Below are 24,499 nucleotides of genomic sequence, written 5' to 3'. Positions count from 1 at the left end.
TCCAATATCGTATTTTAGCCCTTCAAATTAAAACAATGCGCTATGAAAACTTTAATTTTTCCACTTTCACTGGTATTCTTATTTTTGTGGGCTTGTAATACAAAAGAAAAGATAATGCCACCTGTTGCCGATAAAAACCCAACAGAGTTAACCAACCACGGAGAAAGCCGAACTGATAATTACTTTTGGATGAATGACCGGGAAGATCCAAAGGTGATTGAGTACCTGGAAGCTGAAAATGCTTATACTGATGCGGTTATGGAACACACCAAACCCATACAGGGAAAGCTGTATGAAGAGATCAAATCGAAAATAAAACAGGAGGACGAATCGGTGCCGTATAAAAAAAACGGTTATTATTATTATCAAAGAACGGTTCCTGAAAAAGAATACTATTTGTATTGCCGCAAAAAGGGCTCATTAGATACTGACGAGGAAGTGGTGTTGGACGTAAACAAAATGGCCGAAGGTTATGATTTTTACCAGTTGGGAGGAGCCTCGGTTAGTCCCGATAATAAAATTGTTGCTTTTGGTGTTGATACCGTGAGCCGAAGGAAATATACCATTCATTTTAAAATTCTGGAAACAGGCGAAATATTTGATGATGCTATCCCTTTAACAACCGGGAGTTCCGTATGGGCAAACGACAATAAAACAGTGTATTATGTTTTAAAAGATGATGTGACACTGCGTTCCGAAAAAATAATGAAACACATTCTGGGAACACCGGTTGAAAATGATGTGGAAGTATTTTATGAAGAAGATGAAACATTTTCAACTTTTATTTATAAAACAAAATCGAATAAATATTTGATTATCGGGAGCGAGAGTACACTTACCTCGGAATATCGTTTTCTGGATGCGAACAATCCACGGGGAGAATTCAAAATCATCCAGCCACGAACAAGGGGATTGGAATACGCGGTCGATCATTTTGGCGACTATTTTTACATCCGTACAAATTTGAATGCTTTAAATTTTAAATTGGTAAGAACACCTGTAAGCGAAACAGAAAAGGAAAACTGGGAAGAAGTTATTCCGCATCGTAAAGATGTATATTTTTCCGATTTTGATATTTTTAAGGACGATCTTGTCGTTTCTGAACGAAAAGAAGGAATCACACAATTACGGGTCATGCCCTGGAATGGTGACGAGTATTATATCGATTTTGATGAAGAAGTTTACACTGTAGGTTCAGATATAAACTATGATTTTGATACCGATATTTTTAGGTTTAGCTATAGTTCTTTAACGACACCCCATTCGGTTTTCGATTTCAATATGAAAAATAAAGAAAGGAAGCTGTTGAAACAAACCGAGGTTTTGGGTGGATTTAACAAAGATGATTATGAGACCCGGCGTATTTATGCGACGGCAATGGACGGAACAAAGATTCCGATATCGCTGGTGTATAAAAAAGGATTGGAAAAAGATGGAACCAATCCGGCATTGATTTATGGTTACGGTTCGTATGGATATACAATTGATCCAACTTTCCGGCTTTCCATTTTACCCTTGCTTGACCGGGGATTTGTGTACGCCATAGCTCATATTCGCGGCGGACAAATTAACGGGCGTGCATGGTACGAAGACGGGAAGCTTTTAAACAAAATGAATACATTCACCGATTTTAATGATTGTGCTCAATTTCTGATCGACGAAGGTTATACAAACCCCGATAAATTGTTTGCCAACGGCGGCAGTGCAGGAGGCCTTTTGATGGGAGCTGTTGTGAATCTTCGCCCTGATTTATACAAAGGTGTAATTGCCGATGTTCCTTTTGTTGACGTAGTAACAACCATGCTTGATGAAAGTATCCCGCTTACCACCAGTGAGTTTGATGAATGGGGAAATCCCAAAATTGAAAAGTATTATTATTACATGATGTCGTATTCACCCTATGATAATGTGGCAAAAAAAGATTATCCGGCGATGATGGTAACCACCGGATTACACGATTCGCAGGTTCAATATTGGGAGCCGACAAAATGGGTGGCTAAATTACGCGATCTAAAAACCGACGATAATTTGTTAATTTTTCATGTGAACATGGATTATGGCCACGGAGGGGCGTCGGGGCGTTTTCAATGGATAGAAAATATCGCTTTGGAATACGCCTTTATTTTTGATCAGTTGGGGATGAACGAGTAAGAAAAGTTCCTCTTTGGGAGGGATTATTTATGGACGAAGACAGAGAAAAATATAATTTAAAAGAGAGTCAAAGTGTACTGTTGGAGCATATATTTCGGCAAATGTATGCTCCCCTTTTTTTTTATGCGCTCAAATTTGTGGAAAGTGAAGAGGTCGCTAAAGATCTGGTGCAAGATGCTTTCCTCAACATATTGAAACAAAAGGAAAAAAAAATAGACAATCTAAAAGCTTTTTTATATCGTTCTGTAAGAAATAACTGTTTAAACTATCTGGAACATTTACGTGTTGAACGTGAGTTTAAAGCGGCTGAAATTGAACGTTCTGCCCGTGAAATTCAGTTTTACGATACGCATCAGACATTGGTGGAGAAAGAGTGGCATCAAGACTTAAAGAAAGCGGTAGATGAACTTCCTGATAAATATCGTATTCCTTTTAAAATGAGTCGTTTTGAGGAGTTGAAGAATAAAGAAATAGCAGAGAAACTTCAGCTGCCTGTTCGCACAGTTGAAACCCAAATCTACAGAGCGATGGTTATTCTTCGCGAAAAATTCAAAAACAAAGTTTTAACTCTTTTTCTGGGATTTTTTTCAAAAAAATAAAAAATCGCTTCATTTTGACGTAGTTTTATGCAATCGATTGTCATAATATAAACAACTACCGGAATGAAAATAGATGATTTGTACATAAGTCTGATTGTCAGGAGACTAAAAAATGATATTTCGGAGCATGAACAGGTAAAGCTTTTTAAGTGGGTTTATTCTGACCACGAAAATGAAAAGCTTTATTATCATTTAAAAGATATTTGGGAAACCGCGCAATACGACACCAAAATAAAAAATGCAAACATCGATTCGGAGTGGGAAAAATTTGCATTGCTGGCGATAGAAGAAGAATCAAAACATTTTAAAGAAAGGAAAATTTTAACCCAAAATCTGAAAACGGTATTGCAAATAGCAGCTCTTGTGATTATTACCTTTGGAGTAGGTTTTTTTGTCCGGAAAATTATTCCCGAAAAAGCATCATATTCAAGTGTTACGGTTCCTTACGGAGCAAGATCTGAAGTATTGCTTCCTGATGGAAGCAAAGTTTGGGTGAATTCAGGATCTCAAATAAAATATCCTGCGGATTTTAAAGGAAAAGAGGTAAATCTTTTTTTGGAGGGCGAAGCATATTTTGATATTATGAAGAATCCAAAGCGGAAACTGAATGTAAAAACTTCATCTATAAATATTCAGGTTTTGGGTACTAAATTCAATGTCAAATCATACAATGATGAAGATGTTGTTGAAACTACTTTGGTTAATGGTTCAATTTCTATCACCGGCAAAATAGGCGAAAAGTTAATAAAGGAACCCATATATCTGAAGCCAAAGGAACAGGCTGTGTTAATTAAAAGCCAAAATGCGGTTGAGATCTTAGACCCGGAAAAAAAATCGAATAACCAGACCGACTTGGAAGATGAGAAAGAATCAGAAGAGTTGGAAAAGGCCAAATTGCAGCCAATCATGAAAATTAACGGAGAGGTGGACGTAGAACCTTTTGTTTCCTGGAAGGATAATAAACTGGTTTTTAGAGGTGAAAGATTTGATGAGTTAGCAGTAAAAATGGAACGTTGGTATAACGTGCAGATAATTATCAAAGATGAGGAACTAAAAAGCGCAAGATATACCGGAATATTTGAAAAAGAAACCATCGAACAGGCTATTGATGCTTTAAGTATTTCGTTGCCTTTTACTTATGAAATGGAGAAAAACCGAATTGAAATTGAGAAACTTAAAAACTAAGCAAACAGAATTTATAAACAGATAAAAAATAAAACTCATGAAAAATAAAACTTAGTTTCCCTGCAAAAATCGGGAAATGCGTCAACATTCCCCGATTTGGAATTCATCCGTTTTTCAACGGAAAAAATTACATAATTATTTAATTAAAGGAAATCAAAACTATGAAAAAAAAGTTTGAAACTGATGGCTTTTGCCTAAAAAAGAGCCTATTGAAAATTTTATTAACTATGAAATTTACATTTCTTTTCTTGCTGCTTACAACAGTACAGGTTTTTGGAACTGCCTATTCGCAGGAGACAAAACTTTCTGTTAACTTGCATAATGTAACTTTGGTTGATGTTTTCGAGGAAATTGAAAATCAAAGTGAATTTAAATTTCTGTACAATAACGATTTATTAGAAAATAGAAAACATGAGACAGTAAATGTCAAAAATAAAACGGTGGAACAAATTCTGGATAATTTGTTGGAAGGAACCGGTAGCAAATATTCTATACTTGCAAATAATCTTATTGTAATTTCTCCAAATAAAACAGTTGTTCCACAAAATGCAATTAGAGGTAAAATAAACTCTGAAAGCGGAGAGCCTCTTGTCGGGGCAACAGTAGTTGTAAAAGGCACTACTATCGGGACAGTAACTGATTTGGATGGGAACTTTGTTATCCCCGATGTTCCTGAAGGAGATGTGGTCCTTGTTGCTTCTTTCATCGGTTATATATCAAAAGAAGTAACTCCGGGCACTCAAACAATGGTTAACATCACTTTAAAAGAAGATGTAGTAGGCCTTGAAGAGGTTGTAGTAATTGGATATGGTGCGGTTAAGAAAAGTGATCTAACCGGCTCTGTTTCAACAGTAGGAACAGAGGAGATTTCTGCTTTCCCATCTCTTAATGTAGCGCAGGCGTTACAAGGTCGTGCTGCCGGTGTACAAATTACTGCAAATAACGGAGAGCCGGGTGCTTCTTACAAAATTCGTATTCGTGGAGGTACCTCTATTAATTCTTCGAGTGATCCATTATACGTAGTAGACGGTTTCCCTGGAGGAACACTGCCACCAGCAGAGGATATTGAATCAATCGAAATTTTGAAAGATGCATCTGCTACTGCAATTTACGGGTCAAGAGGAGCCAATGGTGTTATTATGGTTACAACAAAAAAAGGGAAAAGTGGTGAAACCAAAATTGAATTAAACACTTCATATTCACTACAAAAGGAAATCAACAGGCTTGACTTACTGGGTGCTCAGGATTTTGTAGATTATGTAAACGATGCAAATCCGGGAACACTGCCGGCTACTCCTGAAGCTGATACAGACTGGCAGGATATGATTTTTCAAAATGGCGCCGTTCAGAATTACCAGTTGTCATTCTCCGGCGGGAAAGAAGATGTAAGGTACTATGTTTCGGGAATAGTTTACGACCATAAAGGAATTGTAATTGAGTCGAAATATAAACGTTACTCAATTACCAGTAACGTCGATTTCAATTTGTCGGATAAAATAAAATTAGGGGCCAACTTATTTGCACAGCGTACTGATCGTGACGGCTCACATACCCAGGAAGGTAGTGGAGGTACAACAAACACCGGAATTATTGCTTCTGCTTTTACTATGGCTCCCAGTATACCGATTACCGACGAAGATGGTAGTTATACTCTTTCTCCGGTTGGTGACCCGAGAGATAATCCTTATGCAATTGCCAAAGAGCGTAAAAACAATGTGGTGGCAGACTTGTTGCAGGCTAATGTGTATGGTGAACTGGAGCTTCTTCCTTCCCTTAAACTAAGGGCTACATTGGGTGCAAAAACATACAATGACCGGGATGGATTGTATATTTCAACAAAGCTGAATGCCGGAAGGAATGTTGGTGGATCAGCCAGGATTAATGCCCATAAAAATACAGATGTAATAAGTGAAAGTTATTTAACCTATTCAAAAATATTTAACAATGTACATGATTTCTCGGCGATGGGGGGTATCTCATACCAGTCTTATACCGGCGAGTATTGGAATGCAAACAGTACAGGTTTTGTAACTGATAATTTTAAATGGTGGAATATTGGAGGTGGTTCAATAAACGACAACGCATCAAGCTACAATGAATCGGAGCTAATGTCTTATTATGGAAGGGTCAATTATAAATTTAACAATAAATATTTGATTACCCTGAATGGACGTTACGACGGTTCTTCCCGTTTTGCCAAAAACAATAAGTGGGCATTTTTTCCTTCTGGAGCTTTAGCCTGGAATGTTGCCGAAGAAAATTTTATGAAAGAACAGGAGAAAGTTAGCATGCTCAAACTTCGTGCAAGTTACGGTATTACAGGTAACCAGGCCATTAGTGCTTACCAGTCGCTGGCGAAGTTTGGTACAGTTTATACAATTATAAACGGAACTTCGGTAAATGCCGTTCGTCCTACTTCTGTTGCCAATGATAATCTTACCTGGGAAAGTACAAAACAGCTTGATTTTGGTGTTGACCTTGGGTTGTTTGACCAACGGGTTTATTTGGTCGCTGATTACTATCATCAGAAAACAACAGATCTTCTCTTTAGTGTTCCACTTCCTGAATATTCAGGTTTCCCGAGTATGATGGACAATATTGGAAGTGTTGAAAATAAAGGTTTTGAATTCTCATTGTCAACAGTAAATATTCAGAAAACACTGACCTGGAATACAACCTTTAACATTTCGATCAATAGAAATAAAGTTCTTGAATTACCCGAAGGAAATGATATCTTCTATTCTGCTAATCCCGGACATATGGTTGGGTTTGGAGACACTCATGTGTTAAGAGAAGGAGAGCCTGTAGGGGTGTTTTATGGCTATATATATGATGGTGTTTATCAGGAAGGAGACGATTTTCTTCCAGGCTCAGGATTTGAACAGGAAGCAGGAGGTGAAAAATACAGAGACATTAGCGAAGATGGTTCTTTGGACAGCGAAGATCGCACGATCATTGGAAACCCGCATCCTGACTTTATTTGGGGTATGAACAATACTTTTTCATATAAAAATTTTGATTTAGACTTTTTTATTCAGGGTTCGCAAGGGAATGATATTTATAGCTTTACTCTGATGGAACTCGAATTAATGGGAGGTGTTGCAAATTCAACGACAAAAGCACTCGACAGATGGACTCCAACAAATACCAATACTGATGTTCCAAAAGCTAATTCCGGGCGTTCAAGGATTTCTTCGACACGATGGATTATGGATGGAAGTTATGTGCGGATGAAAAATATATCATTGGGATATAATCTACCCAAAAATGTGGTACAACAGATTGGTTTAAGTAATGTGCGCTTATATGTTAGTGGACAAAATCTGTTTACTATAACCGGATATAGGGGCTACGATCCTGAAGTAAATTATAATACCGGCGGAAATACAAACTCCAATCGTAACCTTGGTTTGGATTATGGAAGTTATCCGAATGCTAAATCATATACCGTTGGATTGAAGGTTATTTTTTAAAAATTAAAATGAAACTGCGATGAAAAAAATAAACTATATAACAATTGTTTTACTTTCTCTATTTATTTTTAGCTGTACAGAGCTCGATGAAATACCTGTAACAGATATTTCTCCGGAAGGGTATTTTAAAGATGTAGCTACAGTTGAAGCGGCTGTGTTGGGAACCTACGGGTATATTGCCTCAGAGGGATATTGGGGACGAAAATATACACTAACAATTATGTTGCGGGCTGATATGACTGATATCGGTGAAAGAGGTACTCCCGCCCGTCGCCAACAGATAAACGATTTTGGAGTAGATGCAACAAATGGAATGATTACCGCAATTTGGCCGCGTTCTTATGAAATAATAAGTGCCGCAAATTATGCAATAGCGGGTGCGGAGTCGCTAACTGATGCCGATGCAGACCAAACGGCTTTGATGCAACTTACTGCAGAGGCCCGTCTTGTACGCGCATTTATTTATTTTAACCTTGTTCGTATGTTTGGCGACATTCCATACATTGATTATGCAATAAGCGACCCGGCATCAGTTGCTGATATTTCAAAGACATCTGAAGATCAGGTTTATGAAGGTATTATTGCCGACCTGGAATTTGCAACTGAAAATCTTCCAGTGACACCTCCGGATAATTCGCGCTCCCGTCCTTCAAAAGGGACTGCTTATACAATACTTGCCGACGTCTATTTAACCCTGGGGAACTTTCAGGAAGCGTATAATCATGCGAAATGGGTGATAGATAATGAGGCCGAACTCGATTATGATTTGGAATCCGACTATCAGGATTTATTCGACGCAACTAAACAAGACGCAACAAAAGAACATATCTTTTCTTTCGACTTTCTGGGCTCACAGAGTGGCTCTGGTTCTACGAACGACGATTTAACCGGTGCGCTCACCGGAGTTCGTGGGGCAGATGTTCAGGGTTGGAGTGTTGCTGTTCCTTCATTGGATGTATACAATACATGGGATGACCGAGATTACAGAAAAAAAGTGGCGTTTGCTGATTCTACATTGATTAACGGAGTGCTTCAGCCTTATACTGTTTATTCAACGGTAAAAAGACCACACATTGCCAAGTATTTTGAGAAACCGGGAAATTCAAATGGAGAAGCACGTTATTCCGATCATAATTATGCGGCATACCGATATGGCGAAGTATTGCTCACTGCAGCAGAAGCTCTTAATGAAGTAAGTGGTCCAACTGACGAAGCTCTTGGATATGTAAACAGGATACGTGAAAGAGCAAGAAACTGGGCCGGAACTACAGTGGATTTTCCGGCTGATGTTCAAACAGGAATTTCTAAAGACGAATTTAGAAACCTGGTATTGGAAGAAAGAAGGTTGGAGCTGTCGTTTGAATTCAAACGCTGGTATGATATTCAACGTCGTGATTTGGGAGAAGAGGCTTTTACCGGTACTAACTCTCTGGAGCCTCATTCAAATTTTGATTCTAGCAGAGACTATCTGCTTCCAATACCTCAGGACGAACTGGATCGAAATCCCAATTTATTGCCTCAAAATTCTGGATATTAGATTACTTTATTTTTTATAAATAAAAACTTCCTATTTTTTAGGAAGTTTTTTTGTTTTATAGGGTTTAAGGGAATACCGGTAATAAAACGCAAATAATTATTTTTAGTTTAGTCTTATATTAAAGGGTAATTATTACATTTGTTATGAAGGTTTTTCGACCAGCATTTTTGAACCGTAAATAAGAAGGAATAAATAGATTCTTATTCAGCAGCCTAATTTTATTATAACTAAACCTAAAACTAATGAGTAAAAATTCTGTTTTAATTGTTGTTGGAATACTATTTTTTATTTATCAACCTGCTGCGGGACAGTTTGGTCTAAATCCGCCTGAAAAAGTAAAACTTCACGATATGCACTGGCGGGATAACTGCATCCTCGCCGACAAAGCATCCGGCTATTATTATATGGTCGGGCCGGGCGGAAAATCTGTTTTGTCGTACCAAAGTAAAGATTTAATCAACTGGGAAAACCCAACAAAAATATTTACTATTCCTGAAGGATTTTGGGATGGCAAACCTATAAACAGCATTTGGGCGCCTGAACTGCATTTTTATAAAGGAAAATACTATCTGTTTCTAACTATTGATACCCGCGATATGTTTGAGGAACAATGGCCCAACTGGCGGCCACGTGTAACAAGGGGATCTCAAATTCTGGTCAGTGATTCTCCAACAGGTCCGTTTAAAGCCTTTCAGGATCATTCTACACTTCCGGTCGATATGATGACTCTTGATGCAACCTTGTGGGAAGAAGATGGCGTACCTTACATTGTGTATGCTCACGAATGGGTTCAGATTTCAAACGGAACAATTGAATACATGCAACTCAAAGACGATCTTTCAGAAACCATTGGTGAACCACAGTTGCTCTTTCGCGGAAGTGACGGCCCCTGGGCAACAATTTCGGAAACAGAAGGATGTTTTGTTACCGATGGCCCGTACCTGAAAATAAACAAAACCGGAAAACTAATGATGGTTTGGACCAGTTTTGGTAAAGGCGGTTATACCATGGGAGTTGCTTTTTCCGAGTCCGGAAAGCTGGCAGGCCCCTGGATTCAACAGGAAGAACCGGTTTACGACAAAGATGGCGGTCATGGGATGCTGTTTGAAACGTTCGACGGAAAATTAATGTGCGTGCTTCATTCTCCAAATAACAGAGATTCGCGGCCACATATTTTTGAAATGGAAGATACAGGCGAAAAGCTTTTGATTAAAAGAGAGTTGTAGGTTTAAATGAAATCAACCAATTAAAACAAGCGGAGAAATGAATACACTTAAATTAATAGTCGGTTTGTTAATGTTTGTTCTGTCTTTTGACGGGAAACAAACCAATAACGATAAAAAATGGGAGCAAATCTACTCCGTGATCAAAAATATGGAGGAACCTTCATTTGCCAACAAAGAATTTGATATTATTGATTTTGGTGCAGTTGCCGATGGTAAAACATTAAGCACAGAAGCGATTAATAAAACCATAGAAACCTGCAATAAACAGGGCGGTGGAAAAGTGATTGTTACAGGAGGCGTTTTTCTTACCGGTGCAGTTCATCTAAAAAGTAATGTAAACCTGGTGGTTGAAAAAGGTGCAACGCTTAAATTTTCCACAAATCCAAAAGACTATTTACCATTGGTGCAAACTCGATGGGAAGGAAATGATTGCTACAACTATTCACCGCTGATTTATGCGAATAATCAAACCAATATCGCGATAACCGGTGAAGGTACAATCGACGGACAAGCTGACGCGGAACACTGGTGGCCATGGAAAGGATTTAGAAGAAGAGGCGACACAGTTGAACCTAAACCAAGTCAGTTGGATCCGGAAGGTCGCCCGTTGCTCACCAAATGGGACAATACAAACACTCCGCTTTTGGAAAGGAAAATGGGAGAGGGGCATTATCTCAGGCCACAATTGATAAATTTTATTTTCTGCAAAAATGTAAAAATTGAAAATGTAACTCTTTTGAATTCTCCATTTTGGGTTATTCATCCGCTATTGTCTGAAAATATTATTGTACGCGGAGTTACCATAAATAGTCATGGCCCCAATTCTGACGGATGCGATCCGGAATCGTGTAAAAATGTATTGATTGAAGACTGTGTTTTTGATACCGGCGATGATTGTATCGCGCTTAAATCGGGACGTAACTTTGATGGACGCCGGGCAAATGTACCCATCGAAAATGTTTTAATTCGGAATTGTATAATGAAAGACGGACACGGAGGAGTTGTAATGGGAAGCGAGATTTCCGCTGGTTGCAAAAATATTTTTGCTGAAAATTGTGAAATGAGCAGTCCTAACCTGGAGCGCGCCATCAGAATAAAAACCAACAATCATCGCGGTGGTGTTACCGACGGAGTTTACATTCGAAATCTTAAAGTAGGACAAGTGCGGGAAGCAGTAGCTAAAATCAACTGTTCTTACGATCCGCGTGAAGGACAAGGGGAATTCCCACCAATGGTTAAGAATGTCTATGTTTCCAATGTTACTTCCCAAAAGTCAGAATATGGATTGAGTTTAATGGGAATAAAAGGTGAAAATTGTGTGGAGAATATTTGGATTAGTGATAGCAGGTTTTCAGGCGTTGAGAGCGGAAACAAAATTGACTTTGTGAAAAAATTGAATCTGAACAACTTATATATCAATGGTGAAAAAACAACTTATTAAAAAAGCGGTAATGCAAACAAAATATCTATTTACAGGCCTATTTATTTTTCTCATTTTTTCGTTACAAGCACAGGAGACTTCTTTTAATGGATTGTACAACGTAAAAAATTATGGTGCTTCCGGCAACGGAAGCCAGGTTGAAACTGAGTTTATAAATGCAGCAATTAATGATGCAGCTGAAAATGGTGGTGGAACGGTGTATTTCCCGGCCGGAAAATACCTGTGTTTTTCCATTCGCTTAAAAAGTAATATTCAATTACATATTGGCCAGGGAGCAACAATTATAGCTGCAAACATGGATGATGTTGAAGGAGAATATGATGCACCCGAACCCAATATATGGGGTGATTCATTAAAATACCAGGATTTTGGGCACAGTCATTTTCACAACAGCCTGATTTGGGGTGAAAACCTTGAAAATATTTCAATTGTCGGGCCCGGATTAATTTGGGGGAAAGGTTTACAAAAATGGGGTAATCCAAAACCTGGACTTGGAAATAAATCCATAAGTTTAAAGTTATGCAGGAATGTAATTTTAAGGGATTTTTCGATATTACATGGAGGCCATTTTGGAATTTTGGCAACCGGAGTTGATAATCTTACCATCGACAATCTCAAAATTGATACAAACCGCGATGCCATTGATGTAGATTGCTGCAGGCATGTTCGAATATCAAATTGCTCGTTAAATACTCCCAACGATGATGCGCTGGTGCTAAAAAGCTCATTTGCACTTGGCTATGCGGCACCTACTGAAAATATTACCATAACCAATTGCGCCGTTTTTGGTTTCGATGAAGGAACATTCCTTGATGGAACCTATCAACAAACGCAAAAGCAGGCACCCGATCGGGGTTCTGTAACCGGGAGAATCAAATTTGGCACGGAATCAAACGGAGCTTTTAGAAACATTACCATTTCAAACTGTACGTTTGAACATTGCCGCGGTTTAGCGCTGGAAACTGTTGATGGCGCGGTTTTAGAGGACATAACGGTTTCTAATATTGTTATGAAGGACATTCTGAACGCACCTTTCTTTTTAAGGCTGGGAAGACGGATGCGCGGCCCGGATGAGCTTGAGGTAGGTACCTTTAGACGAATTCTGGTTGATAATGTAATCGTACACAGTTCCAGTCCACGATATGGCTCAATGTTGATGGGAATACCGGGTCATGATATTGAAGATGTTGTATTTTCAAATATCTGGATTCGAATAGATGGCGGAGCACCTGAAAGTCAGGCATTAATTGAGGTTCCTGAATTGGAAGACGGTTATCCTGATCCTAGAAATTTTGGTGAAATTCCTGCTTATGGATTTTTTATTCGCCATGTGCAAAACATTCAAATGAATAATATTACTCTTGAATTTGAAAACACAGACATGCGTCCTGTTTTTATTTTGGATGACGTAAAAGGGGCTGATTTTCAAAATGTAAAAGCTGAATCAGCGGAAGGAGTTCCGGTTTTTAGGCTAAAAAACGTAACGGATTTTTCTATCCATAGTGTAAATAAAATCAAAGATCAGCATTTCACCAAAGTGAAAGATTTAGCGTTATAACAAATTAGTTAAGCTTATTTAAAAAAAGAGAAATTTATTTGAATGATTTTAAAAATGTATATTTGACGTTTAAAGAAAGTTATACAAAAAACCGAATGTAGTAACCTAAGCGAATGAAAAAATAGCCGATGAATAACCAAGCCAACTTTATACGTATATTGATTCTCCTGATAGCATTTAGTTTTGGGACTACAGCATTTGGCCAGAAAAAAGCTGATAAGCCACTTTTTCGCGATCCGGTGTACGATGGCGCAGCCGATCCGGTAGTTATTTTTAATAAAGCAGAAAACAAGTGGTTTATGTTTTACACCAATCGACGGGCAAAAGGTAATATTTCCGGTGGTGTAAAATGGGTGCATGGAACTCGCATCGGAATAGCTGAATCATCCGACGGTGGCGCAACATGGACATATAGGGATACCTGCAATATAAATTACAGGCCAACAGCCGAATACTCGCATTGGGCACCCGAAGTTATCAAATACGATGGAGTATATCACATGTACCTCACCTATGTACCCGGTATTTTTGAGGACTGGAACCACGACCGTTATATTATTCATCTGACCAGCAAAAACCTGCTCGACTGGGATTTTGAATCCAAACTTGATTTGGCATCCGACCGCTGTATTGATGCTTGTGTTTACCAGCTTCCCAATGGAAACTGGCGGTTATTCTACAACAATGAGCGTGATGGAAAATCGATGTACTATGCCGATAGCCCTGATTTATATCAATGGAAAGACAGTGGTAAAAAAGTAGTTGGAGATGAAGGTGGAGAGGGGCCTAAAGTTTTTGAATGGAAAGGGAAATACTGGATGGTGGTTGATAACTGGCACGGTTTGGGAGTTTATTTTTCCGGCGATTTGGAGACTTGGACACGCCAGCCCGGTAATATTCTTGAACAACCGGGAAAAGGTGAAGACGATAAAGATATGGGAAGACATCCTGATGTAGTTGTAAATAATAACAAAGCGTATATTTTTTATTTTACCCATCCGGGAAGGGGAGAAGATAGTAAAGATAGATCTCCTCACCAAATGCGAAGAAGTTCCATTCAGGTGGCAGAGTTGGAATATATAAATAGAAAATTAGCATGCGATCGCGACAAACCGGTTTTTATTGACTTAAAGCCTTCCAATTAATTTTAGAAAAGCTAAAACAAAATCCATGAGAAAGATATTTTTTTTATTCATTTTGTTTGCAAGTGGTTTTCAATTGCTTGCACAACAGCCCGATTGGCCGGAAACAACAAACGTAACACAACCCTGGACGCGTTGGTGGTGGCACGGAAGTACAGTTAATCCGGGTGGTCTTACCGCTAACATGGAACAATTGCAGGAAATTGGATTGGGTGGTGTTGAAATCACTCCGATTTATGATGTAAAAGGATACGAAAATGAAGCCATTTCATTCTTGTCGGATCAGTGGATGGAGATGCTGGAATATACATTAAAAGAGGGCGATCGGCTCAATTTAGGAGTCGATTTAGCAAACGCTTCGGGCTGGCCTTTTGGAGGCCCGTGGATTGGCGCTGAAGATGCTTGTAAAAATTTACACTTTAAACAGTTTACTCTAAATGGTGGGGAGCAGCTAAAAGAAAAAGTTGAATTTATTCAGGAGCCTATGGTGCGTGCCATCGGGCATCGGCTTGATATTTCAGAAATAAAGTTTCCCATCAGTAGTAATCCAAACTTGCAGGAATTGGCTTTAGAGCAGGTTCGTTTTGAAAAGCCGCTTCCTTTACAGGCATTAATGGCTTATAACAAGACAGGAGAAGTTATAGATCTAACGGAAAAAGTTTCAACCGGCGGGACATTAAACTGGACTGCGCCTGAAGGAACCTGGAATTTGTATGCTGTTTTTCAGGGTTGGCACGGAAAAATGGTGGAGCGGGCAGGTACCGGCGGCGAAGGAAATGTGATTGACCATTTTTCGGAAGCAGCAGCTGATAAATTTCTCAAAATATTTGACGAGGCTGCTAAAGATGCTGACGTAAATTCAATAAGAACATTTTTTAATGACTCGTATGAAGTAGATGATGCCAGTGGAGAATCGGACTGGACACCACTGCTTTTTGAAGAGTTTAAAAACAGACGGGGATATGATTTAAAAAACCATTTACCGGCATTGTTTGGAAACGATTCAGAAGAGATGAACAACCGTGTATTGTGTGACTATCGCGAAACCATTTCCGATTTGTTGCTTGACAGATTTACAAAAGTGTGGGCCGATTGGGCCAAAAAATATGATGCCGGTATTCGTAACCAGGCACACGGCTCGCCTGCTAATATTCTCGATTTGTATGCTGCCAGCGATATTCCCGAAACAGAAGGAACTAATCCGATGCGCATAAAAATGGCTACTTCGGCAGCACATGTGTCAGGCAAACCATTGGTTTCCTGCGAAGCATCTACTTGGCTCGATGAACATTTTCTGGCAAACCTGGGAACAGTGAAACAAAATCTCGATCGTTATTTTGCCAATGGCGTCAACCATATTTTTTACCACGGAACACCCTATTCTCCGGTAGATGAAAAATGGCCGGGATGGATGTTTTATGCTGCGGTTCATTTTGCTCCAACAAATTCGTGGTGGCCCGATTTTAAAGCCATCAACGAATATGTTACCCGTAGCCAGTCTTTTTTACAGATCGCAACACCCGATAACGATATTTTAATGTATTTCCCAATTTATGATACTTGGTCGGAGCAGGGAAGAAGCAGATTGCCGCATTTTGGCGGATCTTTCGAGCCGCTTACAAAAGAGCTCAGTGAATACTTATTGCAAAGAGGATATACATTCGATTATATTTCTGATAAACAGATTCAGGAATTAGAAATAACAAATGGCGAAATTAAAGCTCCGGGAGCCAATTATAAAACCATTGTTGTTCCGAAGTGCAATCATATTCCACTGGCCACTATGCAAAAATTAGTTGATTTAGTGAATACCGGAGCAACCATTATTTTTCAGGAGAATTTACCAAAGGATGTACCAGGATTTTACGATGTTGAAGAACGACAAATGGCTTTTCAAAAAATAAAAGAATCCATTCATTTTGAAAGTTTAGGTGGAGTACTTGTGGATGAAATGGGTAGCGGAAAGTGCTTAACCGGCGAAAACATTGACGCCTTGCTTTCCAACGCAGGTGTTTTTCCCGAAGAAATGGCCCAGGTAGGGCTATGGTTCAATCGGGTAAAAAGAGACGATGGAACATGTTATTTTATCAGTAACTGGAGTGATAAAAAGGTTGACCAATGGATAACAGTCCAGTCAGCTGGTGATGAAGCAGCATTGTTTAATCCAATGAATCAGGAGATTGGAAAAGCGAAAATTCAAAAAATGAACGAAAAACAATCTCGCGTATATCTTCAGCTTGAACCCGGTGAAACAGTTGTTTTACAATGGTATTCAGATGAAATTGATATTGAAGATTATCCGCTTTGGAATATTCCTGTTGAAAAGACAGTTTTGAAAGGCGAATGGACTGTTTCATTTCTAAAGGGTGGTCCCACACTTCCGGATTCCTATACAACTACCAGTTTAAATTCGTGGACAGAGCATTCTGAAGAACATGAAAAATTCTCGGGAACGGGTGTTTACGAGTTATCGTTTAAAAGACCCGATGAATCAGCAACGGCATTTTTGCTCGATTTGGGAAAAGTTTGTGAATCGGCTACAATCGTTTTAAATGGAGAAAAAATGGGAACAGTAGTTGGTCCGGAATATCAGTTGGTTATTGATGCATCAAAATTAGAGGATGTAAACAAGCTGGAAGTACAGGTTTCAAATCTGATGGCGAATCGTATTATCGATCTGGATAAACGTGGTGTAAATTATAAGAAATTTTACAATGTCAACTTTGCAGCGCGAAAACGTGAAAACGTGGGTAAAGACGGTTTGTTTACAGCAGCTAACTGGGAACCACTGGAATCAGGCCTTATCGGACCGGTAACGTTAACTCCTGTCACAAAAAAGATGGTGGAGATAGAATAGTCTGTCGGAAATAATGAAATGAGAATAAGAATGTTCAAAAAAAATATTTGATTCCAAAATGAAAATACAATCAGTCAGAATAAATGGATTAATCGCAATTTTGCTATTTACCGTGTTTTGTCCATCACTTGCTCAAACAACACAAAAGGAAAAATTGTTTCTGTCCGGAACCGACAATCAAAACACAGTAACTTGGGATTTTTTTTGCACATCGGGGCGAAAAAGCGGCGAATGGACAACTATCGAAGTTCCTTCGCATTGGGAACAACAGGGATTTGGAGAATACGATTATGGCCGCGACTATCGTACGTATGGGAAGAAGCACATTTATGCGGATGAAACCGGTATTTACAAACACAATTTTGTTGTTCCGAATAGTTGGGAAAATAAAGAAATATTTATCGTTTTTGAAGGTTCCATGACTGACACAGAAGTGAAAATTAACGGACAGTCTGCCGGACCAACTCACCAGGGATCATTTTATCGTTTCAGGTACAATATTTCCGATAAGGTAAATTTTAGTAAGGAAAATGAACTGGAGGTTACTGTTCATAAAGTTTCAGCCAATGCATCAGTAAATTATGCCGAGAGGAATGCCGATTACTGGATTTTTGGTGGCATTTTTCGTCCGGTTTATCTTGAAGCTGTGCCGGAAGAATTTATCGATCGTGTTGCTGTTTCTGCTGATGCCGGCGGGAATTTTTCAGTGGATGTGTTTCCTGTTAACCTGAAAAAGAAACAAACTTTAAGAGCTGAGATTTTTGACGCTAATGGAAAATCAGTACAAACATCTCAGGAACAGGCCGGTGGTAAAGATTCGCTTGTGACAATAAGTTGTAAAGTTGATAATCCGCTTTTATGGACATCAGAAACGCCAAATTTATATTCTGTAAAAGTTTCGTTGGTTGATGGTTCAAAAATTAAATACGAACTCACAGAAAAATTTGGTTTTCGCACCGTTGAAATTCGGGAAAGCGATGGCGTTTATGTGAATGGTACAAAGGTAAAATTCAAAGGAATAAACCGCCATGTTTTCTGGCCCGAAACCGGACGTTGTGTAAATCCTTCCATCGATTTACTGGATGTTCAGCTTATGAAAGAAATGAATATGAATGCGGTTCGTTGTGCTCATTACCCACCCAATAAATCATTTTTGGAATACTGCGATTCGCTTGGTTTGTATGTTTTGGATGAACTGGCGGGCTGGCAAAATGCGTATGATACTGAAGTGGGCAGCAAACTGGTTCGCGAAATGGTTATACGCGATGTAAATCATCCTTCAATTGTTTTTTGGAGCAACGGGAATGAAGGGGGAACCAACAAAGAACTGGACGACGATTTTGCTATTTATGATCCCTCAGACCGGCCGGTAATTCATGCTCATCATCGCCCGGGGAATGATTATAACGGGATTGATTGTAACCACTATGAGAACTACTATAGTTCAAAAAAGCTTTTGGAAGGGCCGCTGATTTACATGCCCACCGAGTTTCTGCATGGACAGGACGATGGTGGAATGGCTGCCGGATTGGGCGACTTTTGGGAACTGTTTTGGAATTCAGAACTCTCGGCAGGCGGCTTTTTGTGGGTGTTTTCCGATGAAGGTTTGGTTCGTACAGATTTAAATGGTTTTGTGGATGTGAACCGGGTAAACGCACCTGATGGAGTTGTGGGGCCACATCGCGAAAAAGAAGCCAGTTTTTATGCGATGCGTGAAATTTTTAGTCCGGTAAAAGTCGAACTTGAAAAACTTTCTAAAGATTTTGATGGTGTAATTACTGTTGAAAACCGTTTTCATTTTACCAATTTAAAAGATTGTAATTTCGAGTGGCAACTGGTAAATTTTAATACTCCACATAACAGAGGGGCCGGACATCAAATAATGAAATCCGGGCAAATTGAAAGTCCTGACATTGAGCCTGAGAAAAAAGGCAATCTGCAATTGCAACTTCCTGCAGATATTAACAATTACGATGCATTGTATTTAAATGCTTTAGATCCTTTTGGAAAAGAAATATTTTCCTGGAGCTGGAAAATTAACGGCAATACAAAACCGGTTGAACAGTTGGTGGTAACTGATTTGTCGGCAGAAGAAAAACAACGCCGCGATGAACTAAGAGCTGCCGGAATTGAAGAAGACAATATTTTGCCAATTGAACAGCAAAAAGGCGATGTTTCAGAAGAATCATCACAGGTTGAATTTCATGAAAACGATGATGTGATAGTGTTAAAAGCATCCGGAATTTCAGTGGCTTTTAGCAAAAAAGATGGTACCATCCAAGGTGTGGGAAATGACATGGGATTACCCATTCCGTTTAATAACGGACCGGTTTTGGTTAGTGGTGAAGCGCAGTTAACAGGTATAAAACATTTTCCCTCAACCAAATCGCATGTGGTTGAAATGAGCTATGCAGGCGATTTAAAAAAAGTAACCTGGACAATGTATCAAAGTGGCTGGCTGGAAATGAATTATGAATACCAGGTGGAAGGCGAACAATATTTTACAGGTATTAGCTTTAATTTCCCGGAATCGGATATAATAGGGGCAAAATGGCTGGGAAATGGCCCGCGACATGTTTGGAAAAACCGTTTGCAGGGAGGAAAACTTGACGTATATGAACGGTTTTACAACAATGAACTTCCGGCCGACAACTCGTGGCAGTACCCTGAATTTAAAGGTTATTTCTCCGATGTCTCATGGATTGAATTTAATACCGATTATGGGAGATTTACAGTCTTTGCCAACGAAGAAGATTTGTTTGTTCGTTTGTTCAGTTTTTACGGAATATCAGGACCGGAAAACTATCCTGTACAACCTGTTGGCGACCTATCATTTCTCGACGGAATTCCGCCGATAGGAACGAAACTGGCTATGGGAATCAGCAACGACACCTGGAACCTGGGGCCTGGCGGTGAATTAAACAATATGGAAAAACCGGTGAAAAGAACTTTATTTTTTTATTTTGGTTTGTTGAATTAAAAAAATGATTACTCGTAAATACATAATTTAAATGTTTATTAAAAGTTATTCATTTTTATTCAAAATTAGGTGGTAGAACAATGTTTGTTATTATATTGAGAATAAGAAATATAGTGGGTGTTTAATAATATATTGTTGAATAAAATTTTAAACCTTTTTTAAATATAGTTATCAGAATAGAACAAAATTAGATAGTTTTGAAACTTATTAAAGCACAATGTTGTTTTTCAAAAACAAATCTTGATTCTCAAGGTTTATTTTAGTTGGTTAGTTAGTTTTGAAAGGCCGCTTGTTGAAGCGGTCTTTCTCTTTTATCCCCTTTATAATCAGTGAAAATAGCTCCCCGAATAAAATTTTGTATCAAAATTCTACTACTTAATATCTGCGATAAATAATTTAAAATCAGAGGGAAAGTTTACATCTGATGATAGTATTTTTACATCAGGGGCAAAGTTGTGTTATGCAACATCTGTTTCCGCATAAAAAATTACTTAAATTTGTATTTTTCGTGTTCGTACACGGAATTAACTTAAACCAACTTCATAATTCAAAAAAGTATTAAAATGAAAAGTAAAAATTTCTTTCTGTCTGTTCTCTTGATATTGGCCTCAGGAATGACCTTTGCGCAGAATGACAACTGGACTTATTTGTTTAACGGAAAAGATCTTACAGGGTGGAAACAGCTTAACGGAGAAGCCAGGTACGAAGTTGTTGACGGTGTAATTGTTGGAACAACTGTTTTGAATACTCCAAACTCGTTTTTATGTACAGAGAAAGATTATTCTGATTTTGTTTTTGAAGTTGATTTGCTGGTTGAGGAAAACATGAATTCCGGAATCCAGTTTCGCAGTGAAAGTAAACCAGAGTACAATAACGGTCGGGTACATGGTTATCAATGCGAAGTAGATCCATCGGACCGGGCCTGGAGTGCGGGTATCTATGACGAAGCACGAAGGGGCTGGCTTTATCCGCTCGATTTGAATCCGGAAGCAAAACCAGCTTTGAAAATGGGAGAATGGAACCATTACAGAATAGAATGTATAGGAAATTCTATTAAAACATGGTTGAATGGAGTAGCCTGTGCACACGTAATCGACCATATGACTCCAAAAGGATTTATCGCGCTTCAGGTTCATGGAATTGGAAATAACGAAGAGAAAGTAGGACACCAAATAAGATGGAAGAATGTCAGAATTAAAACGCAAAACCTGAAACCTTCTCCTGCAGAAGGTATTTATGTTGTTAATTTGTTGGCTAACAATTTAAGTGATTCAGAAAAAGAACAAGGATTCAAATTGTTGTTTGATGGAAAATCAACACAAAATTTTAAAAGTACCGACAGCGATAATTTTCCTGAGCACGGATGGGAAGTAAAGGATGGTACGCTTTCTGTTCTTGATAAATCAGTTTCGCCTGAAAGAGGAGGCAGCATAATTACCAGAGAGGAATATGGTCCGTTTGAGTTTAAATTCGATTTTAGTTTTACGAAAGGTGCAAACAGTGGTATAAAATATGGAATAGGCAACAATGGTTCGGGAATAGGCTTGGAATACCAGATTCTTGATGATGAGCAACACCCGGATGCCAAAAATGGAGTGGTAGGAAACAGAACACTTGCTTCGTTATACGATTTAATACCCGCTGACAAAACCGGCAGATTTATTAATGGACCCGGAGGATGGAACCGCGGACGTATTGTTGTGTTTCCTGACGGAAAAGTTCAACATTGGTTAAATGGACGGAAAGTGGTTGAATATACTCGTGGAAATAATATCTACAATGCACTGGTTGCACGAAGTAAATATGCAAAATACGAAGGTTTTGGATTGGCTCCGAAAGGACCAATTTTGCTTCAGGATCACCAAAATACTGTACATTTCAGAAGTCTAAAAATAAGAGAATTAAAATGACACACAGACGAAATTTTTTGAAAGCAGCAGGAATCGGGCTGGCTGTAGCCTCAGTTCCAAAATTAGCAGGAGCCTCTGTATCCAGTTCGGTTTCTTCTAAAAGTGATTTTAATTTTAATCTTGGCGTTGCCTCTTATTCGCTTCGCAATTTTTCACAGGAGGAAGCCTTGGATATGACCCTGCGTTGCGGAATCAACCGGATTACATTTAAAAGTATGCATCTGCCGTTGGATTCTGACAGCGAAACAATAAAAAAAGCAGTTACACTCTGTCAGAAGAAAGGCGTTACGCTTTATGGCGGTGGTGTTATTTATATGAAAAACAACAAAGAAGTTGATCAGGCATTTGAATATGCGAAAACTGCCGGGATGGAAATGATAATAGGAGTTCCAAATCACGAGTTGCTTGATTATGTGGAGGGAAAAGTAAAAGATTATGACATAAAGCTGGCGATTCATAATCACGGCCCAGGAGACAAGTTATATCCAAGTGCCGAAAGTGCTTACGATAAGATAAAAGATCGGGATAAAAGGATGGGATTGTGTATTGATATTGGTCACACCAAGCGTATAAACAGAGATCCGGAGCAGGATTTAAAAGATTTTTTTGATCGTGTTTTTGACATACATATCAAAGATGTGACAAAAGCTGCAAGTGATGGAAAAACGTGCATCATCGGACGTGGTGTAATTGATTTTCCCTCTTTTTTAGAAGCTGTGGATAAGTCGGGTTATAAAGGAACTTTGGCACTTGAATACGAAGCGGATGGTGATGATCCGCTACCCGGAATGATGGAATCATTTGGGTATATTAAAGGTGTTATGAAAATGATGTAATTAAAAAATATATATTAAATGAATTCGGATAGAAGAGAATTTCTGAAAAAAGTAACAGCTGGTGCTGCAGGAGTTGCTGTTGGTGGAACAGCCATGGGAATGTCGGCAAAAAGTTACAGTAAAATAATTGGAGCTAATGATAGAATTAATGTTGCAATTATTGGTCTGGGACGCAGATTGGGAGCCTATTATGAACCTGTTTCCAAAAAGGAAAACAACGTTGAATTGGTTTATTTGTGTGATGTTATGAAAAGCCAGCGTGAAAGAGCAGCGGCTAATTTTGCTAAACGAATCGATTATAAACCAAAACTGGAAAATGATGTTCGTAAAGTGTTTGCGGATCAGAATGTTGACGGAGTTTTTGTTGCAACACCCGACCATTGGCATACACCAGGTGCAATAATGGCAATGCAAGGTGGTAAACATGTTTATGTTGAAAAACCTTGTAGCCATAATATGTTTGAAAATGAAATGATTGTTGCAGCCATGAAAAAATACAACAAGGTTGTTCAAATGGGAAATCAACAACGTTCATCAGACCACACACAAGAGATTATTTCTGAAATTCATAATGGTGCAATTGGTGTGCCTTACCGGGCGGTGGCCTTTTATGTGAATAGCAGGGGAGAAGTTCCGGTTCAGAAAAAAGCGCCGGTTCCTGAAGGTTTGGATTGGGATTTATTCCAGGGACCTGCTCCGAGACGCGGATACACGGAAGAAACCTGGGATTATAACTGGCACTGGTATGGTTGGGACTACGGAACTGCCGAAACAGGAAATAATGCAACCCATGAGCTTGATGTAGCACGTTGGGCATTGCAGGTAGATTTTCCCATGCGTGTGGATGTTGAAGCTGGAAAAAGACACTTTTTTGATGATGGCTGGGAAATGTACGACACGATGGAAGCAACTTTCCGGTTTGCAGACAACAAAGTTATCAATTGGGACGGAAGAAGTCGCAATGGTTTTGATACTTACGGACAGGGTGGACGTGGAACTATAATTTACGGAAGCGAAGGAACAGTTTTTGTCGATCGGGGAAAATACATTCTTTACGACAGAAGAGGAAAAGTTGTTAAAGACAGCAAGTCGGCTTCGAACGAGGCAGGTACTGCACTTGGTGGCGGAGGTGATATGACAACAGGGCACGTTGAAAATTGGTTTGGTGTTATTCGTGGTGAACAAAAGAAATTAAATGCCGATATCGCCGATGCAACTATCAGCCAGGCAATGGTGCATTATTCCAATGTTGCTTATCGTATCGGAAGAGGATATGATATTGACGAAGTTTCCGGAAAAATGTATGATCGCGATGCCATGAAACTATGGAGCCGTGAGTACGAGCCCGGATGGGAACCAAAAATATAAAACTTACGAAAGAAGTTCAGGAAACCTTTTTCCTGAACTTTTTTTTAATAGTATTTTTTGTGAATATCCGTATTGTGTTATATCTCTTTTGTTCGTCATGCTGAACTGGTTTCAGCATCTAATCCTTTTTGATAATCAATGTATTATCAATGAGACCCTGAAACAAGTTCAGGGTGACGTTCTATTTATGATGCATTATGGACATTCAAATACTTTTTAACTATTAACCAATAAAA

14 protein-coding genes are annotated in these 24,499 nt (G+C 38.9%); all 14 read left to right on the top strand.

Annotation, left to right across the window (positions count from 1 at the left end; translation table 11 throughout):
• Positions 1–42: 42 nt before the first annotated feature.
• The 14 genes from GM418_RS28315 (at position 43) to GM418_RS28250 (ending at position 24,263) form a co-directional block, all read left to right on the top strand.
• The gene (locus tag GM418_RS28315; protein ID WP_158871284.1) at positions 43–2,151 is read left to right on the top strand and encodes a S9 family peptidase; all 2,109 of its coding nucleotides are present in this window, start codon (positions 43–45) and stop codon (positions 2,149–2,151) included.
• 29 nt (positions 2,152–2,180) lie between these two features.
• Positions 2,181–2,750: an RNA polymerase sigma-70 factor gene (locus GM418_RS28310; protein ID WP_158871282.1), complete on the top strand. Its 570-nt coding sequence runs from the start codon at positions 2,181–2,183 to the stop codon at positions 2,748–2,750.
• 63 nt (positions 2,751–2,813) lie between these two features.
• Positions 2,814–3,935: a FecR family protein gene (locus tag GM418_RS28305; RefSeq protein ID WP_158871280.1), complete on the top strand. Its 1,122-nt coding sequence runs from the start codon at positions 2,814–2,816 to the stop codon at positions 3,933–3,935.
• Between the two features lie 227 nt (positions 3,936–4,162).
• Entirely contained in the window at positions 4,163–7,408 is a 3,246-nt protein-coding gene (locus tag GM418_RS28300) for a TonB-dependent receptor (RefSeq protein WP_158871278.1), read from the top strand.
• Positions 7,409–7,427: 19 nt separating this feature from the next.
• Positions 7,428–8,945 (top strand): RagB/SusD family nutrient uptake outer membrane protein, encoded by a 1,518-nt coding sequence (locus tag GM418_RS28295; protein ID WP_158871276.1) that lies wholly within the window; start codon positions 7,428–7,430, stop codon positions 8,943–8,945.
• Positions 8,946–9,187: 242 nt separating this feature from the next.
• Positions 9,188–10,171, top strand: a complete 984-nt coding sequence (locus GM418_RS28290) for a glycoside hydrolase family 43 protein (protein WP_158871274.1) — start codon at positions 9,188–9,190, stop codon at positions 10,169–10,171.
• A 37-nt stretch (positions 10,172–10,208) separates the two neighbouring features.
• Positions 10,209–11,612 (top strand): glycoside hydrolase family 28 protein, encoded by a 1,404-nt coding sequence (locus tag GM418_RS28285; protein WP_158871272.1) that lies wholly within the window; start codon positions 10,209–10,211, stop codon positions 11,610–11,612.
• Positions 11,613–11,622: 10 nt separating this feature from the next.
• The gene (locus tag GM418_RS28280) at positions 11,623–13,170 is read left to right on the top strand and encodes a rhamnogalacturonidase (RefSeq protein ID WP_158871270.1); all 1,548 of its coding nucleotides are present in this window, start codon (positions 11,623–11,625) and stop codon (positions 13,168–13,170) included.
• A 128-nt stretch (positions 13,171–13,298) separates the two neighbouring features.
• A complete protein-coding gene (locus tag GM418_RS28275) occupies positions 13,299–14,315 on the top strand; it encodes a family 43 glycosylhydrolase (protein WP_158871268.1) in 1,017 nt (338 codons plus the stop codon).
• Between the two features lie 25 nt (positions 14,316–14,340).
• Positions 14,341–17,169 carry a glycosyl hydrolase gene (locus tag GM418_RS28270; protein ID WP_158871266.1) on the top strand — a complete coding sequence of 943 codons (2,829 nt, stop codon included), beginning with the start codon at positions 14,341–14,343 and terminating at the stop codon, positions 17,167–17,169.
• A 58-nt stretch (positions 17,170–17,227) separates the two neighbouring features.
• Positions 17,228–20,149, top strand: coding sequence for a glycoside hydrolase family 2 protein (locus tag GM418_RS28265; protein ID WP_158871264.1), 2,922 nt, complete (start codon positions 17,228–17,230; stop codon positions 20,147–20,149).
• Positions 20,150–20,712: 563 nt separating this feature from the next.
• Positions 20,713–22,059: a 3-keto-disaccharide hydrolase gene (locus GM418_RS28260; protein ID WP_158871262.1), complete on the top strand. Its 1,347-nt coding sequence runs from the start codon at positions 20,713–20,715 to the stop codon at positions 22,057–22,059.
• A complete protein-coding gene (locus GM418_RS28255) occupies positions 22,056–22,895 on the top strand; it encodes a sugar phosphate isomerase/epimerase family protein (RefSeq protein WP_217447620.1) in 840 nt (279 codons plus the stop codon). Before GM418_RS28260 ends, GM418_RS28255 begins: the two co-directional genes overlap by 4 nt.
• Positions 22,896–22,913: 18 nt before the next feature.
• Positions 22,914–24,263, top strand: coding sequence for a Gfo/Idh/MocA family protein (locus GM418_RS28250; protein WP_158871260.1), 1,350 nt, complete (start codon positions 22,914–22,916; stop codon positions 24,261–24,263).
• Positions 24,264–24,499: the final 236 nt, after the last annotated feature.

The organism is Maribellus comscasis, assembly GCF_009762775.1.
GTDB lineage: Bacteria > Bacteroidota > Bacteroidia > Bacteroidales > Prolixibacteraceae > Draconibacterium > Draconibacterium comscasis.
The sequence above is the reverse complement of the archived record's forward strand: the minus strand, read 5'-3'. Positions and strand labels throughout refer to the sequence as shown.

Excerpts from the sequence above, each read along its gene's own strand:
- GM418_RS28315 (WP_158871284.1), top strand. The coding sequence starts at position 43 with ATGAAAACTTTAATTTTTCCACTTTCACTGGTATTCTTATTTTTGTGG.
- GM418_RS28310 (WP_158871282.1), top strand. The coding sequence starts at position 2,181 with ATGGACGAAGACAGAGAAAAATATAATTTAAAAGAGAGTCAAAGTGTA.
- GM418_RS28305 (WP_158871280.1), top strand. The coding sequence starts at position 2,814 with ATGAAAATAGATGATTTGTACATAAGTCTGATTGTCAGGAGACTAAAA.
- GM418_RS28300 (WP_158871278.1), top strand. The coding sequence starts at position 4,163 with ATGAAATTTACATTTCTTTTCTTGCTGCTTACAACAGTACAGGTTTTT.
- GM418_RS28295 (WP_158871276.1), top strand. The coding sequence starts at position 7,428 with ATGAAAAAAATAAACTATATAACAATTGTTTTACTTTCTCTATTTATT.
- GM418_RS28290 (WP_158871274.1), top strand. The coding sequence starts at position 9,188 with ATGAGTAAAAATTCTGTTTTAATTGTTGTTGGAATACTATTTTTTATT.
- GM418_RS28285 (WP_158871272.1), top strand. The coding sequence starts at position 10,209 with ATGAATACACTTAAATTAATAGTCGGTTTGTTAATGTTTGTTCTGTCT.
- GM418_RS28280 (WP_158871270.1), top strand. The coding sequence starts at position 11,623 with ATGCAAACAAAATATCTATTTACAGGCCTATTTATTTTTCTCATTTTT.
- GM418_RS28275 (WP_158871268.1), top strand. The coding sequence starts at position 13,299 with ATGAATAACCAAGCCAACTTTATACGTATATTGATTCTCCTGATAGCA.
- GM418_RS28270 (WP_158871266.1), top strand. The coding sequence starts at position 14,341 with ATGAGAAAGATATTTTTTTTATTCATTTTGTTTGCAAGTGGTTTTCAA.
- GM418_RS28265 (WP_158871264.1), top strand. The coding sequence starts at position 17,228 with ATGAAAATACAATCAGTCAGAATAAATGGATTAATCGCAATTTTGCTA.
- GM418_RS28260 (WP_158871262.1), top strand. The coding sequence starts at position 20,713 with ATGAAAAGTAAAAATTTCTTTCTGTCTGTTCTCTTGATATTGGCCTCA.
- GM418_RS28255 (WP_217447620.1), top strand. The coding sequence starts at position 22,056 with ATGACACACAGACGAAATTTTTTGAAAGCAGCAGGAATCGGGCTGGCT.
- GM418_RS28250 (WP_158871260.1), top strand. The coding sequence starts at position 22,914 with ATGAATTCGGATAGAAGAGAATTTCTGAAAAAAGTAACAGCTGGTGCT.